This window comes from Nonomuraea sp. 10N515B (genome assembly GCF_052245915.1).
Classification (GTDB): domain Bacteria; phylum Actinomycetota; class Actinomycetes; order Streptosporangiales; family Streptosporangiaceae; genus Nonomuraea.
In genome coordinates, this window is the sequence record NZ_JBQQBQ010000009.1 from 274961 (window position 1) to 289831 (window position 14871).

A 14871-nucleotide genomic window follows, 5' to 3' on the forward strand; every position below is an offset into this window, starting at 1 on the left:
GAGATACTCTAGAGATATCTTGACGTCGAGACATCTGTGCCGCAGTACTCCGGGCCTGCGAGTTAGGTTTACCTAACATGCATGCTCCTCCGGGAGTGCGGCAGGATTTGGTCTGGAACCCTGTCTGATGGAGGAGGCGAATCACCGTGTCCGCGAACAGCTTCGGCAGCCGTGACACGCTACGCGTCGGCGACGCGTCTTACGAAATTTTCCGGCTGGATGCCGTCGAGGGCGCCGCACGCCTCCCGTACAGCCTGAAGATCCTGCTGGAAAACCTCCTTCGCACCGAGGACGGCGCCAACATCACCGCCGACCACATCCGGGCGCTGGGATCGTGGGACCCCAAGGCGACGCCGAGCGTGGAGATCCAGTTCACGCCCGCGCGCGTGATCATGCAGGACTTCACCGGCGTGCCGTGCGTGGTCGACCTGGCCACCATGCGTGAGGCCGTCCGCGACCTCGGCGGCGACCCGGCCCGCATCAACCCGCTCGCACCTGCCGAGATGGTCATCGACCACTCGGTCATCGTCGACTTCTTCGGCCACCCCGACGCCTTCCAGCGCAACGTGGAGCGGGAGTACGAGCGCAACCGCGAGCGTTACCAGTTCCTGCGCTGGGGCCAGACGGCCTTCGACGAGTTCAAGGTCGTGCCGCCCGGCACCGGCATCGTCCACCAGGTCAACATCGAGCACCTGGCCCGCGTGGTCATGACCCGCGACGGCAAGGCCTACCCCGACACCTGCGTCGGCACCGACTCCCACACCACCATGGAAAACGGCATCGGCGTCCTCGGCTGGGGCGTCGGCGGCATCGAGGCCGAGGCCGCGATGCTCGGCCAGCCGATCTCCATGCTGATCCCGCGGGTGGTCGGCTTCAAGCTCAACGGCCAGCTCCCGGCCGGCGCGACCGCCACCGACCTGGTCCTGACGATCACCGAGATCCTGCGCAAGCACGGCGTGGTCGGCAAGTTCGTGGAGTTCTACGGCGAGGGCGTGGCGTCCGTGCCGCTGGCCGACCGGGCGACGATCGGCAACATGAGCCCCGAGTTCGGCTCCACCTGCGCCATCTTCCCGATCGACGGCCAGACCGTCGACTACCTGCGGCTGACCGGCCGCAGCGAGGAGCAGATCGCGCTCGTCGAGGCGTACGCCAAGACGCAGGGCCTCTGGCTCGACCCCTCCGCGCCCGAGCCGGAGTTCTCCGAATACATCGAGCTCGACCTGGCCACCGTCGTGCCGTCCATCGCCGGGCCCAAGCGCCCGCAGGACCGCATCGCGCTGTCGGCCGCCAAGAGCACCTGGCGCCACGACGTGCAGAACTACGTGGCCGAGGGCGAGGAGGAGGGCGAGGAGTCGTTCCCCGCCTCCGACGCGCCCGCCTCCAACGCCGCGGCCAACGGCGGCCGGCCGCACAAGCCGGTCCCGGTCACGATGGCCGACGGCACGTCGTTCGAGATCGACCACGGCATCGTCTCGATCGCCGCGATCACCTCGTGCACCAACACCTCCAACCCCTTCGTCATGCTCGGCGCGGCACTGCTGGCCCGCAACGCCGTCGACAAGGGCCTGACCCGCAAGCCGTGGGTCAAGACCTCGCTGGCCCCCGGGTCGCAGGTGGTCACCGGCTACTTCGAGCGTTCCGGGCTGCAGCCCTACCTCGACAAGATCGGCTTCAACCTGGTCGGCTACGGGTGCACCACCTGCATCGGCAACTCGGGGCCGCTGCCGACGGAGATCTCCGAGGCCATCCAGGCCAACGACCTCGCGGTCACGGCCGTGCTCTCGGGCAACCGCAACTTCGAGGGCCGCATCAACCCCGACGTCAAGATGAACTACCTGGCCTCGCCGCCGCTCGTGGTGGCGTACGCGCTGGCCGGGACCATGGACATCGACCTCGACACCGAGCCGCTCGGCCTCGGCACCGACGGCGAGCCGGTCTACCTCAAGGACATCTGGCCGTCGCCGGAGGAGATCTCCGCCGTGGTCAACTCCTCCATCGGCCGCGACATGTTCGAGCGTGACTACGCCGACGTGTTCAAGGGCGACGACCACTGGCGCTCGCTGCCGATCCCGACCGGCAACACCTTCGAGTGGGACCCGGACTCGACCTACGTCCGCAAGGCGCCCTACTTCGACGGCATGCCGGAGAAGCCGGAGCCGGTCACGGACATCGCGGGCGCCCGCGTGCTGGTCAAGGTCGGCGACTCGGTCACCACCGACCACATCTCGCCGGCCGGCTCCATCAAGGCCGGCACCCCGGCCGCGCAATACCTGCAGGCCAACGGGGTCGAGGTCAAGGACTTCAACTCCTACGGCTCGCGGCGCGGCAACCACGAGGTGATGATCAGGGGCACGTTCGCCAACATCCGCCTGCGCAACCAGATCGCCCCCGGCACCGAGGGCGGCTACACCCGCGACTTCACCCAGCCCGAGAGCCCGGTGTCGTTCATCTACGACGCCTCGGTCAACTACGCGGCCGCGGGGACGCCGCTGGTGGTGCTGGCGGGCAAGGAATACGGCTCGGGCTCCTCGCGCGACTGGGCGGCCAAGGGCACGGCGCTGCTGGGCGTGCGAGCGGTCATCGCGGAGTCCTACGAGCGCATCCACCGCTCCAACCTGATCGGCATGGGCGTGCTGCCGCTGCAGTTCCCCGAGGGCGCGTCCGCCGCATCCCTCGGGCTGACGGGCGAGGAGACGTTCGACATCACGGGCGTCGAGGAGCTCAACAAGGGCGGCATCCCGCAGACGGTGCACGTCAAGGCGGGCGATGTCGAGTTCGACGCGGTGGTCCGCATCGACACGCCCGGCGAGGCCGACTACTACCGGCACGGCGGCATCATGCAGTACGTGCTGCGTTCGCTGCTCGCCAAGTAGATCTTCCCGCACCCGTCCGGTCATGAGCCGGGCGGGAGCCGGGAGCCCTTGGCAGTTTCGTCGAGCCGGGGGTGGGGCGCGATCCTCACGCGCCCGTATCGGGGGAACCACCCGACACATGAGAGCCGCCCGGCGGGAAACCCCCGCCGGGCGGCTTTCGCGTTTTCGGGGGCAGCCGGCCGTGTCGAACGTCACAAGCCTCCGATGGGTTTCGGTCCGGCCGGCAGGACCGGCCGATCGTCCGGCGCAGACGCTTCAACGATCACTTTGGTTTACCCCCACAACACCGGAATATTGCGAATTTGATGACAAATGGGTTGCGGTCCCGACAGAATGCGGAGCCATCCAGCGTCTACCGCAACTGGAGGAAACCCCCTATGCGTAGACCCCTTGGGGTACTCGCCGGCTTCGTGAGCCTGGCCGCGCTCTGCGTCCCGGTCACGGCGGCCGAGGCCGCAACGGCGTCGGAGGCAGCCAGGTGCCGCGTCAGCGTGGCCAAGCCCCGGCTCAACAGCGCATTGAAGATCGAATCCTTTGCCGCCCGCCGCGGCTGTTTCTCATCCGCGCTGCTGCGCATCCGGATCAAGCGCGCCGTCCCCGGCCGCGACCCCGTGGTCAAGAGCGGGGCCACCGGGAACGGCCGCGTCAAGGTCGCGGTGGCCTGCGAGCCCGGCGTCTACTACGCCCTCGCCACCGACCTCCGCGGCCGTACCATCGCCAAGTCCAGGGCGGCCAGGTTGTCCTGCTCCCCGGACAGCAGCAGCACTCCCACCCCGACGCCGTCGGGCTCCCCCACCGCGACGCCTTCGACGGGGGCGGTGGGCACGGCCGAGGAGAACGAGGTCGTCCGGCTGACCAACGCCGAGCGGGCCAAGGGCGGCTGCGGGCCGCTCACGCACGACGCACAGCTGCGTGCCGCTGCCTTCGGCCACTCCGAGGACATGGCGAAGAACAACTACTTCGACCACACCTCCAGGGACGGCCGCAGCTTCACCGACCGGATCAAGGCGGCCGGGTTCACGGGAGGATCGGCCTGGGCCGAGAACATTGCCTTCGGCCAGCCGTCGCCCGCCTCCGTGGTCCAGGGCTGGATGAACAGCCCGGGTCACCGTGCCAACATCATGAACTGCCGGTTCAACCTGATCGGCGTCGGCGCGGCCAAGAACTCCCAGGGCCGGATCTACTGGACCCAGGACTTCGCGGCCCGGTAAAGCGCTAGGCCACCCACCGCCTCTCCCTGCGGCCTGATCCGCGCCTCGGGCCGCGGGAAGGCGGTGCGGTACGCCGAGACGCCGAGCACGTCGTCAACCCATCTCCTCAAGTTTGCGGCCCTTGGTCTCTCTGACGTATTTGGCCACGAACAGGTACGACAGCAGCGCGAACAATGCGTACCCGGCGTACGTGAGCGGCAGGTTCCACGCCGACAGGGCCGGGAACGACACCGTGATCGCCCAGTTGGCGATCCACTGGGCCGCGGCGGCGAGACCCAGGGCGGCGGCGCGGATGCGGTTCGGGAACATCTCGCCCAGCAGCACCCACACCACGACGCCCCACGACAGCGCGAAGAACAACACGAACACGTTGGCCGCGATCAGCGCGATCGGCCCCTGCGGGTCCGGCAACGAGACCGCGCCATCGGCGACCCTGGCCGCGCTGAACGCCCACGCCGCGGTGGCCAGCGAGACCGCCATCCCGGCCGAGCCGATCATGAGCAGCGGCCTGCGGCCGATCTTGTCCACGAGCGAGATCGCGATGAACGTTCCGATGATGTTGATAATCGAGCTGGAGAAGCTGATCAGCAGGGAGTCGGCCTGGTTGATGCCGACCGACTGCCACAACACGGTCGAGTAGTAGAAGATCACGTTGATGCCGACGAACTGTTGGAAGACCGACAGGGCGATGCCGATCCAGACGATCGGCAGCAGCCCGAGCGCCGGCCCGCGCAGGTCCTTCACGCCCGGCACGCGCTGGGTCCGCAACACGTGCTGGATCTCCGAGATCCGCTCGTCGATGTCCACCCCGTCGCCCTCGACCTCGGCCAGCACCTCGCGTGCCCGCCTGGTGCGCCCTCTCATGACGAGGTAGCGGGGCGACTCGGGGATGTTCAGGGCGAACAGCAGATACAGCAGGGCCGGCACCGCGCAGGCGCCCAGCATCCACTGCCACGCCTGCAGCGGCCCCAGGTGGTTGTTCACGTCGCCGCCGGCCCGCCAGGCGATCAGGTAGTTGACCAGCTGCGAGACCGCGATGCCGAGCACGATGGCCAGCTGCTGGAGGGAGCCGAGCCGGCCACGGTAGGCCGCCGGGGCCACCTCGGCGATGTACGCGGGCGCCAGGACCGAGGCCATGCCGATCGCGAAGCCCGCCATCACCCGCCACACCGCGAGATCCCAGATCGCGAACGGCAACATCTGCCCGATCGAGCTCACCGCGAACAGCAGCGCCGCCACCTGCATGGACCTGGTGCGCCCCAGCCGATCGGCCAACCGGCCACCCGTCCACGCGCCCGCGGCGGACCCGAGCAGCGCGATGGCCACCACGAACCCGATCTCGACCGGCCCGACGCCGAAGTGCCTGCGGATCCCGACGACCGCGCCGTTGATGACGGCGCTGTCGTACCCGAACAGGAACCCGCCCATGGCCGCGGCGGCCGTGATGAAGAGCACGTGGCCCAGGTGCTCGGGGTGCGTGCGCTGAGACGTCATGCGGGTTCCTCCCCTGGGGTCGGGACATACCCGCACGTCAGCGACGTATCGCTCGGCTTACCCAAGCTTTACAGCCGCGGGTCCACCGGCTCCGACTCCAGGGCCAGCACGGCGAAGACCGGCTCGTGCACCCGCCAGGCCGGCTCGCCGTCCGCCAGCCGCGACAGCGCCTCCAGGCCCAGCGTGTACTCGCGCAGCGCCAGCGAGCGCTTCTTGCCGAGGAAACGCCTGCGCAGCACGTCGAGCGACTCGGTGTAGTCGGGGCCGTAGATGATCCGCAGGTATTCGCGTCCGCGGACCTTGACCCCAGGCTGCACCCGGCCGGGCGCGTACGCGGACGGCTTGACCACCATGCCCTCGCCGCCCGCCGCCGTCATCGACTCCCACCAGGCGGTCGCCTCGGCCCTGGACTCCGGCGAGCCGAGGTCGACGAACACGTGGCGGGTCGGGGCGATCAGCGGCGAGTCGAGCAGCGCCAGCGTGCTCAGGTGCCAGGCGTGCGGCTCCAGCGCCGCGGCCCGGCCCTCACAGGCGAGGATCTGGAACGGCGCCACCTTGACACCCTCCAGCCCGTCGACCGGCCAGCAGTAACGGGCATAGGCCTCGCGGAACAGGGCAGCGTTGTGCGAGCGGCGGCGGGTGCGGTCCAGCAGATCGCCCACATCCAGCCCGCGCTCGGCCGCCGCCTCCAGGGCCCGCACCGCCGCGGGCAGCGCGGCGCGGGCGGCCGCGCCGACGGAGGCGTACTGGCTCCTGATGAGGGCGCCGGCCTTGGCGGACCAGGGCAGCAGCTCGCAGTCGAGCACCACCCAGTCGGAGCCGAGCTCGGCCCACAGCGGCTCGCAGGCCGCCCGCAGCCGTTCGACGAGCGGCCCCGTGTCGGCGAAGAACGGCCGCCCGGTACGCGTGTAGACGACGCCGGCGCTGCCGTCGCTCACCCCGAACCGGGCCGCGGCCACCTCCGGGGTCCTGGCCAGCATGGCGACGGCCCGCGAGCCCATGTGCTTCTCCTCGCACACGACCTCGCGCACCCCGGCGGCGGCGAACTCCTCGAACGCCTCGTGCGGGTGCTCCAGGTAGCCGTCGAGCCGGGAGGTCTCCGGCGGGGCCATGGTGGGCGGCAGGTAGACCAGCCAGCGCGGGTCCACCGCGAAGCGGCTCATGACCTCCAGGGCCGCGGCCGCGTTTTCCTCCAGGACCTTCACCCGGGCGCCGAACCTGGTCTCCACGTGGCGGGTGCCGATCACGTCGTTGACGTCCAGCATGCCCGGGTCGCGGACGCCCGCGCCGAGCGGCTTCGTCGGCTCGTACCAGACCTTCTCCGCCGGGACCTGGACGATCTGGCGCTCGGGGTAACGCAGGGCGGTCAGGTGGCCGCCGAAGACGCAGCCGGTGTCGAGGCAGATCGTGTTGTTGATCCACTCGGGCCGGAGCGTGGGCGTGTGGCCGTAGACGACCATGGCGCGGCCACGGTATTCCTCGGCCCACGGCAGGCGGACCGGCAGGCCGTATTCGTCGGTCTCGCCGGTGGTGTCGCCGTACAGGGCGAACGAGCGCACCCGCTTGGAGGCCCGCCCGTGGTAGGCCTCCTTGAGCCCGGCGTGCGCCACCACGAGCCGGCCGCCGTCCAGGCGGTAGTGGCTGAGCAGGCCGTCCATGAACCGCTTGGCCCGCTCGACGAACTCGGGCGGCTGGGCGGCGAGCTGGTCGAGCGACTCCTGCAGGCCATGGGTGACCTTGACGTTGCGGCCGTTCAGGGCGCGCACCAGCTTCTGCTCGTGGTTGCCCGCCACGCAGATCGCGGTGCCCGCCTCGACCATGTCCATCACCAGGCGCAGCACGCCCGGCGAGTCCGGGCCGCGGTCCACCAGGTCGCCGACGAACACCGCGGTCCTGCCATCCGGGTGCCTGACACCCTCCCAGCCGAGCTCGCGCAGCAGGGTCTCCAGCTCCGCGCGGCAACCGTGCACGTCGCCGATGACGTCGAACGGGCCGGTCAGCTCGGTCAGGTCCGACCACGCCTTCTCGTACGTGATCATCGCGTTCTCGATCTCGTCGAGGCCGCGCAGCACGTGGACCTTCCTGAAGCCGTCGCCGGAGATCTTGCCGAGCGAGCGGCGCAGGTCCTTGCGCTGGCGGATCACTACGCCAGGGCCGAAGTCGCGGTCGGGCCGCACGGCGTTGCGCTCGATCGCCACCTCCTCCGGCACGTCGAGGACGATCGCGTCGGCCAGCACGTCGTGTTTCCTCGCCAGGTCGATGAGGCTCTTGCGGGCGGCGTACTGGACGTTGGTGGCGTCGACCACGGTGAACAGGCCCCTGGACAGGCGCACGCCGACGATGTGGTGCAGCAGGTCGAACGCCGCCGGGGTGGCCGCCTGGTCGTTCTCGTCGTCGGCGACCAGGCCGCGGCAGAAGTCGGAGGAGATGACCTGCGTCGGCTTGAAGTGCTTGCGCGCGAACGTGGACTTGCCGCTGCCGGAGACGCCGACCAGCACCACGAGGGACAGCTCAGGAACGCTGATCACGGGTGAACACTCCCATCTGGGTCGGCGGGCCGACCTCGGGGTCGTCGTCGCCGACCGGCTCGAACGCGACCTGGTAGCCGTGCTCGGTGGCCACCCGGGTCGCCCAGGCGGCGAACTCGGCGCGGGTCCACTCGAAGCGGTGGTCGGGGTGGCGCAGGCCGGTCAGGAACTCATAGCGGACGTTGTGCTCGATGTTGGGCGTGGTGACGAGCACGTGTGCGGGCTTGGCGTGGCCGAACACGACCCGTTCGAGCGCGGTCAGGCGGGGTGGGTCGACGTGCTCGATCACCTCCATGAGCACGGCGGCGTCGTAGCCCTTGAGCCGCTTGTCGGTGTAGGTGAGCGCGCCTTGGAACAGGGTGAGGCGGGCGCGCTTGGCGTCGGGCATGCGGTCCAGGCGGAGCTTGCGTGCGGCGATGGTGAGCGCCATCGACGAGACGTCCATGCCGGCGACCCTGGCGAACTTGGGCCTGGCCAGCAGCGCGCCGACCAGCTCGCCCTGGCCGCAGCCCAGGTCGATCACGCTGACCGCGCCGAGCTCTTCGAGCTTGGCCAGCACGGCTTCCCGTCGCCGGACGCTGAGCGACTTGCCCTTGGACTCGCTCCCCTCGGTCCCCGCCACCTCGGCCGCGGCATCTGGCGCGCTCACGCCCTCCACACGCGCGCCACCGATGAGCGCGTCCTGCGCGAGCACGCCGGTCGCGGCGGGCGCGTAGGGCGCGGTGGGCGCGTAGGGCGCGGTGGGCGCGTAGGGCGCGGTGGGCGCGTAGGGCGCGGTGGGCGCGTAGGGCGCGGTGGGCGCGTCCGCGGGCGCGTAGGAGGCGGCGGGTGCCGTGGTTGTGGCGTGGGCCTCGGCCTCGGCGGCGGCCATCTCGTCGGCGGCGGTCTCCTCCGGCGGCGCGTCCTCCGCGACCGCGGGCTCCAGTTGCTCTTCCGTCTCGTCGCCGAGCTCGGCCAGCCGGGTCAGCGCGGTGCGGGCCAGGGCCCAGCGCCGGCCCAGGTAGCGCCGGGTGATCAGCCCGCGTTCCGGGTGCCCGCGCAGCCAGCCCTCACCGGCCCTGATCAGCTTGTCCACCTCGTCGGGCGCGATCCAGTAGTGCTTGCCGTCGTCGAGCACGGGCAGCAGCACATAGAGGTGGTTGAGCGCGTCGGACAGGCGGGCCGCGCCGCGCAGGGTGAGCCGGACATAGCGCGACTCGCCCCACTCCGGGAACCCCTCGTCGAGCGGGAGCGGCTGCGCCTCGACCTCCCAGCCGAGCGGCTCGAACAACCGCCGCGCCAGATCGGGTCCACCCCGGCAGGGCAGCGCGGGCAGCCTCAGCTCCAGCGGCAGCGCCTGGCCGGGAAGCTCGGGCCGGGCCTTGCACCGGCCCGCCCGCGCCGTGCGGAACACGTCTCCCAGCGCCACGGCCAGCAGCGAGGACGCGGCGTAGGGGCGGTCGTTGACGTATTGCGACAGGCTGAAGTCGGGCGAGCCCTTGCCGCGCGACCTGACCAGCGCGATCGGGTCGACCTCCAGCAGGAGCGCCGCCGTGCACCGCTCCTCGCCCGCCTCGGGGTAGAACACCCTGGCCGTGCCGAACGACTGGCTGAACTCCTGCACGCGCCCGGGATGCTTGTGCAGGAGAAAACCCAGGTCGGTGGCAGGGCTCGCGGTGGTCGTGATCGTCAGCAGCACGCCCCAAGTTTGCCGCAACCCCGCGAACCCCCGCCAGCGAATACTTACACGTGCGGCAGCACCTCGGCCGCGATCAGCTCCAGGTGCTCGAGGTCGCCCAGATCCAGGATCTGCAGGTAGACCCGCTCGGCGCCCAGCTCGGCGAACTTCCCGATCTTCTCGAGCACCTCGGCGGGCGTGCCGGCCAGGCCGTTCTCCCGCAGTGTGCCGGGGTTCTCGCCGACCGCGGCCGCGCGCCGCTCGACCTCGGCCCGGTCGCGGCCCACGATGGCGGTCTGCGCGAGCGAGCAGACCAGGGTGCGCCCGGTGCTCTCGCAGGCCTCGCGCACCCGGCCGAACGCCTCGGCCGTGTCGGTCAGCGTGCGGAACGGCACGTTGTACTCATCCGCGTACGTCGCCGCCAGCCGAGGCGTGCGCTTGGCGCCGAACCCACCGATGATGATCGGCGGCCGGGGCCGCTGCACCGGCTTCGGCAGCGCGGGCGAGTCGGCGACCCGGTAGTACCTGCCCTCGAACGAGAAGGTCTTCTCCGCGGTCCACAGGCCGGTGATGATCTCGAGCTGCTCCTCGAACCGCCCGAACCGTTCGTTCTGCGGCGGGAACGGAATGCCGTACGCCGCGTGCTCGGTATCGAACCAGCCGGCGCCGAAGCCCAGCTCGACCCGGCCGCCGCTCATCTGGTCGACCTGCGCGACGCTGATCGCCAGGGGCCCGGGAAGCCGGAACGTGGCCGGTGTCACCAGCGTGCCCAGCCGGATCCGCGAGGTCTCCCTGGCCAGGCCGGCCAGCGTGATCCACGCGTCGGTGGAGCCGGGGCCCGGGTCGCCGGGGCCGATGCGCTGGTAGTGGTCAGAACGGAAGAAAGCGTCAAAGCCCAGCCGTTCGGCGGTCTGGGCGACGCTAAGCAGGTCGTCATATGTCGCGCCCTGCTGGGGCTCGGTGAAGATCCGTAGCTTCATGCCCACATTATCGGCACACATCGGACGCGAACCGGAAAAGGCCCGCGCCGCGCCGGGAACGCTTGCTAGCGTGCCCGTCAAGCGCCGTATGTAGCCGACCGATTACGCGGGGTGTTCTATGCCACGGCACAAACGGGAACCCGGCACGCTCCCCCGCCCGCTCGCGATCCTCGGCGGTCTCGGGCTCGCCGCCGCCACCGCCGTCGCGATCCAGCTGCTGCCCGCGGGCGCCGCCGCCCCGCCGTCGCGGACACCGCCGGCGGTGGTGGAGCCGTCCCCCAGCGCCTCCCCCGCGGTTGCCGCGGAGCGGCCTGCCCCGTTCGTGGGCTTCGTCGACACGGCCCGCGACCCCGGCTTCGACCTGCCGGCTCAGTCCCGCCGCACCGGCGTGCGCCACTACATGCTGGGCCACCTCATCGCCGGCGGCGACGACGGCTGCTCCCCGAAGTGGGCGGGGCCGCTCGAAACACCCGAGCCTGACGCGGACCGGAGTGTTCCACTCGAAACGACTGAGCCAGGCACGGACCAGGGCGATCCGCTCGAAACACCCGATCAGTACACCAGCCGGAGCGATCCAGTCGATCCCGGTAAGAACCCGGTGGCGAACAAGATCGGCCGGCTCAGGGCGCTGGGTGGTGACGCCGTTCCCACCTTCGGCGGGCCCGGCGTCGAGGAGCTGGCCGTGACCTGCACCAGGCCGGGCGGGCTCGCCGCCGCCTACCGCAGAGTGGTCGGCGCGTTCGACGCCGCGGCCGTCGATTTCGAGATCCGCGACAGTGAGGACGGCGCCGTGGCGCTGCGCAGGGCCCGCGCCATCCGGGCCATGCAGCGTGAGCGGCCGCTGCGGGTCAGCTTCACGCTCCCGCTGAGGCCGTATGGGCTGGACGCCGCCGACGTGGCGATGCTGCGCACCACCCACGAGGCGGGCGCCGAGGTCGGCACCGTGAACCTGCTGGCCGCCATGCAGCCGCGCTCGGCTCCCCACGGCCGCCTGCGCCGGCTCGCGGCGGCCATCCAGCTGGCCAAGGACCAGATCGTCCGGGCACAGGACCTGCCAGATCCCGGCCAGGCATGGCGGCGCATCGCCCTGACCCCGGTGCTGGCGGGCGAGGGCGACCTGAGTGAGCTCGACGCCCGCACCCTCGCCGGCTACGCCGCCCGCCACGGGCTGGCCTGGCTGTCGCTGCGCGGCGTCCCACCGTCGCGGGACGTGACGCGGATTCTGCGGGGCCCCTGACGATAGGATTTAGGGACCAGGAGGCTTCTGTCAGTGGGGAGGGGCGATGGCGGCCCGGCCGGACACGGCGCGGAAGATCCTGATCTACTGGATGGACGGGCTGGTGGTGTTCGTCGCCATCCTCTCCATCGTGTTCACCCTCGCGGCGGCGGCGGAGGGCACGCTCTCTCCCTTAGCCGCGGCCGTCTCCATCGTGTGCGCGATCGGCTTCTACGGGCTCTTCCCCTTCCTCCTCAGGGACGCCTTCGACACCCGGCCGCGTCCCACGGTGAAGCTGCTGCTCGCGGCGGTGTTCGCGGTGGCCGCTCTGGCGCTCCTGCCGCTGGACGCGGACGCCGCGAGCGTGTGGATGCAGACCGAAGGGCTGTGGCTGGCGGCGGCCGCGCTCTACCTCCGGCCGTGGGCGACGGCCGGTCTCACGGTGGCCGTCGTGACCGCCGTCACCGGCTACACGGTCCTGATGACCGAGCAGGCATGGCAGGGCGTGCTGCTCGGCAGCGCGGTCTCCTCCGTCTCGATGGTCGTGGCCATGCTGCTGTGGCGCTGGCTCTGGTGGGTGATCAGAGACGCCTACAACAGCAGGGAGGCCAAGGCGCGGCTGGCGGTGGCCGAGGAGCGGCTGCGCTTCGCGCGCGACCTGCACGACCTGCTCGGGCACAGCCTTTCTGTCATCACGCTGAAGAGCGAGCTGGCCGCCAAGCTGGCGAGCAAGGACACCGGGCGGGCGGCGGCCGAGATGGCCGAGGTCCGTGCGCTGGCCGCGGAGTCGCTGGCCGAGGTGCAGCAGGCGGTGCACGGTTACCAGGCGCTCGACCTGGACGAGGAGCTCGACGGCGTACGCGCGGCGCTGGAGGCGGCCGGTGCCCGCTGTGACATCGTGGCCAGGGCGGACGGCCTGTCGCCGGCCGCCAGGGCGCTGCTGGCGTGGGCGGTCCGCGAGGGCGGCACCAACGTGCTCAAGCACAGCAGGGCCACCCGCTGCGCGATCACCATCCACGGAGGCGTGCTCGAGATGCTCAACGACGGCGTGCACGGGGAGCCCGCGCCGCCCGGCAACGGCCTGCGCGGGCTGTCGGAGCGGCTGGCCACGGCCGGTGGGTCCTTCTCCGCCGCGCCCACCCCGGCGGGCGAGTTCCTGCTGCGCGCGGCGGTGCCGGCCTGATGCGCGGGATGGTCGCCAAGGTCCGGAGGGCCTCCAAGCTGGACAAGGTCCGCTGGTTGTGCATCGGCTCCACCAACGTCATCCTCCTGTTGCCGCTGTTCGGCTACGCGGAGTTGTTCATCCGCTGGCAGGCGGGGATCCTGCCCTGGCCGCTGGGCGTGGGCGCGGTCCTCCTGCTGCTGGTCTTCAACGTGCTGAGCACGCGCCCGTTCACGATCGCCGTCCGGGGCGGAAAGCGGCCCACCGCGATCCTGGCGGTCACCGGGGCGATCGTCGTGCTCCTTTCGGTCTTCCCGCTGATCTGGATCATCCCAGTCTGGCTCGCGTTGATGGCGGCGTTCGTGCGCAAGCGCACCGTCATCGCCCTTTCCGTCGCCTCAATCGTGGTCATCAACGTCTACATCGCCCTGGTCGAAGGCCTCGTCCTCCCCCTGCTGCTGATGCAGACGGTGTTCACCGTGATCTGCGTCGGCGCGGTGTGGGCCAACCTGCGGCTCTGGCAGCTGGCCAAGGAAGCGCACGAGGGGCAGGAGGCACTGTCCAGGCTGGCGGTCTCCGAAGAGCGGCTGCGGTTCGCCCGCGATCTCAACGACCTGCTCGGGCAGAGCCTCACCGACGTCGCGGCCCGGGCCGCCCACGCCGAGCAGACGCTGCGCACCGATCCTGGCGCGGCGGCGGCGGAGATGTTCGGGGTACGCGACCTGGCCAGGCAGTCGTTACGCGAAGTCCGCACCGTCGTGCAGAACTACCGGGCCGTCGACCTGGAAGAGGTGCTCGCCAGCGTGCGGGCGGTGCTGGAGGCGGCGGACGTGCGGTGCACCGTACGCGCCGACACGGCCTCGCTGACGCCGGAGACCCGCACGCTGCTGGCCACGGTCGTCCGCGAGGGCGCGACAAACGTGCTCAAGCACAGCCGGGCCGAACGCTGCACGATCACCATCGAGGACGGCGTGCTGGAAATGACCAACGACGGGGTGAGCGGCCCGGTGGGCGAGCATGCGCCCACCGGGCTGGCGGGCCTGGCCGATCGCGTGCGCGCGGCAGGCGGCACCTTGAAGGCGGAGCCGGCGCCCGAGGGCCGCTACCTGCTGCGGGCAGGGGTGCCCGCATGATTCTCCGGGAGCTTTCATGACCATCCGCGTGCTGCTCGCCGACGACGAGCACCTCATCCGCGGCGCCATCGCGGCCCTGCTGGACCTCGAGGACGGCATCCAGGTCGTGGCCCAGGTGGGCCGGGGCGACGAGGTGGTCGCCGCGGTGGCCGAGCATCGGCCTGACGTGGCGGTGCTCGACATCGAGATGCCGGGCATGGACGGCCTGAGCGCGGCCGAGCGCATCAGCGCCCAGTGCAAGATCGTCATCCTGACCAGCCTGGGCCGGCCGGGCTACCTGCGCAGGGCCATGGCGGCGGGCGTGAGCGGGTTCCTCGGCAAGGACGCCTCGGCCGAGGAGCTGGCCATGGCGATCCGTAAGGTCCAGAGCGGCGGCCGCTACCTGGACGCGGAGCTGGCCGCGGCGGCGATGGCGGCGGGGGACAGCCCGCTGACCGAGCGCGAACGCGACGCGCTGCGGCTGGCCGGCGACGGGGCGACGATCTCGCGGATCGCCGGCGAGCTGCACCTGACCGAGGGCACCGTGCGCAACTACCTGTCGAGCGCCATGACCAAGCTCAACGCTCAAAACCGCCTGGAGGCGATCCGCACCGCCCAGCGCATGGGCTGGCTCTGAG

Annotated in this window: 10 protein-coding genes; 6 read left to right on the top strand and 4 right to left on the bottom strand. The window is 71.0% G+C overall.

Annotated elements, in window-relative coordinates:
* The first annotated feature begins 146 nt into the window (after window positions 1–146).
* Window positions 147–2873, top strand: a complete 2727-nt coding sequence (gene acnA, locus ACTWQA_RS16500) for an aconitate hydratase AcnA (protein ID WP_443160088.1) — start codon at window positions 147–149, stop codon at window positions 2871–2873.
* Between the two features lie 377 nt (window positions 2874–3250).
* Complete coding sequence (locus ACTWQA_RS16505; protein ID WP_443160089.1) at window positions 3251–4084, top strand: CAP domain-containing protein; 834 nt, start codon at window positions 3251–3253, stop codon at window positions 4082–4084.
* A 93-nt stretch (window positions 4085–4177) separates the two neighbouring features.
* Here ACTWQA_RS16505 and ACTWQA_RS16510 read toward each other — a convergent pair whose 3' ends face one another.
* From ACTWQA_RS16510 to ACTWQA_RS16525, 4 genes are all read right to left on the bottom strand, one after another.
* A complete protein-coding gene (locus ACTWQA_RS16510) occupies window positions 4178–5578 on the bottom strand; it encodes a sugar porter family MFS transporter (RefSeq protein ID WP_443160090.1) in 1401 nt (466 codons plus the stop codon).
* A 68-nt stretch (window positions 5579–5646) separates the two neighbouring features.
* Window positions 5647–8106 (bottom strand): polynucleotide kinase-phosphatase, encoded by a 2460-nt coding sequence (locus ACTWQA_RS16515; RefSeq protein WP_443160091.1) that lies wholly within the window; start codon window positions 8104–8106, stop codon window positions 5647–5649.
* Entirely contained in the window at window positions 8090–9784 is a 1695-nt protein-coding gene (locus ACTWQA_RS16520) for a 3' terminal RNA ribose 2'-O-methyltransferase Hen1 (protein ID WP_443160092.1), read from the bottom strand. The genes ACTWQA_RS16515 and ACTWQA_RS16520 overlap by 17 nt, the downstream gene beginning before the upstream one ends.
* A 44-nt stretch (window positions 9785–9828) precedes the next feature.
* Entirely contained in the window at window positions 9829–10743 is a 915-nt protein-coding gene (locus ACTWQA_RS16525; protein ID WP_443160093.1) for an LLM class F420-dependent oxidoreductase, read from the bottom strand.
* Window positions 10744–10861: 118 nt separating this feature from the next.
* On the opposite strand from ACTWQA_RS16525, the gene ACTWQA_RS16530 reads away from it, so the two are divergent.
* Genes ACTWQA_RS16530 through ACTWQA_RS16545 form a run of 4 tightly spaced genes read left to right on the top strand, consistent with a single transcriptional unit; the run spans window position 10862 to window position 14870 of the window.
* Complete coding sequence (locus tag ACTWQA_RS16530) at window positions 10862–11980, top strand: hypothetical protein (RefSeq protein ID WP_443160094.1); 1119 nt, start codon at window positions 10862–10864, stop codon at window positions 11978–11980.
* Window positions 11981–12026: 46 nt separating this feature from the next.
* A complete protein-coding gene (locus ACTWQA_RS16535; RefSeq protein WP_443160095.1) occupies window positions 12027–13142 on the top strand; it encodes a sensor histidine kinase in 1116 nt (371 codons plus the stop codon).
* The gene (locus ACTWQA_RS16540; protein ID WP_443160096.1) at window positions 13142–14254 is read left to right on the top strand and encodes a sensor histidine kinase; all 1113 of its coding nucleotides are present in this window, start codon (window positions 13142–13144) and stop codon (window positions 14252–14254) included. The genes ACTWQA_RS16535 and ACTWQA_RS16540 overlap by 1 nt, the downstream gene beginning before the upstream one ends.
* A gap of 16 nt (window positions 14255–14270) precedes the next feature.
* Entirely contained in the window at window positions 14271–14870 is a 600-nt protein-coding gene (locus tag ACTWQA_RS16545; RefSeq protein WP_443160097.1) for a response regulator, read from the top strand.
* Window position 14871 lies beyond the last annotated feature (1 nt).

Bases quoted from the DNA above. Each gene is read 5' to 3' on its own strand.
- ACTWQA_RS16545 (WP_443160097.1), top strand. From the start codon at position 14,271: ATGACCATCCGCGTGCTGCTCGCCGACGACGAGCACCTCATCCGCGGC.
- ACTWQA_RS16505 (WP_443160089.1), top strand. From the start codon at position 3,251: ATGCGTAGACCCCTTGGGGTACTCGCCGGCTTCGTGAGCCTGGCCGCG.
- ACTWQA_RS16540 (WP_443160096.1), top strand. From the start codon at position 13,142: ATGCGCGGGATGGTCGCCAAGGTCCGGAGGGCCTCCAAGCTGGACAAG.
- ACTWQA_RS16510 (WP_443160090.1), bottom strand. From the start codon at position 5,578: ATGACGTCTCAGCGCACGCACCCCGAGCACCTGGGCCACGTGCTCTTC.
- ACTWQA_RS16530 (WP_443160094.1), top strand. From the start codon at position 10,862: ATGCCACGGCACAAACGGGAACCCGGCACGCTCCCCCGCCCGCTCGCG.
- ACTWQA_RS16525 (WP_443160093.1), bottom strand. From the start codon at position 10,743: ATGAAGCTACGGATCTTCACCGAGCCCCAGCAGGGCGCGACATATGAC.
- ACTWQA_RS16535 (WP_443160095.1), top strand. From the start codon at position 12,027: ATGGCGGCCCGGCCGGACACGGCGCGGAAGATCCTGATCTACTGGATG.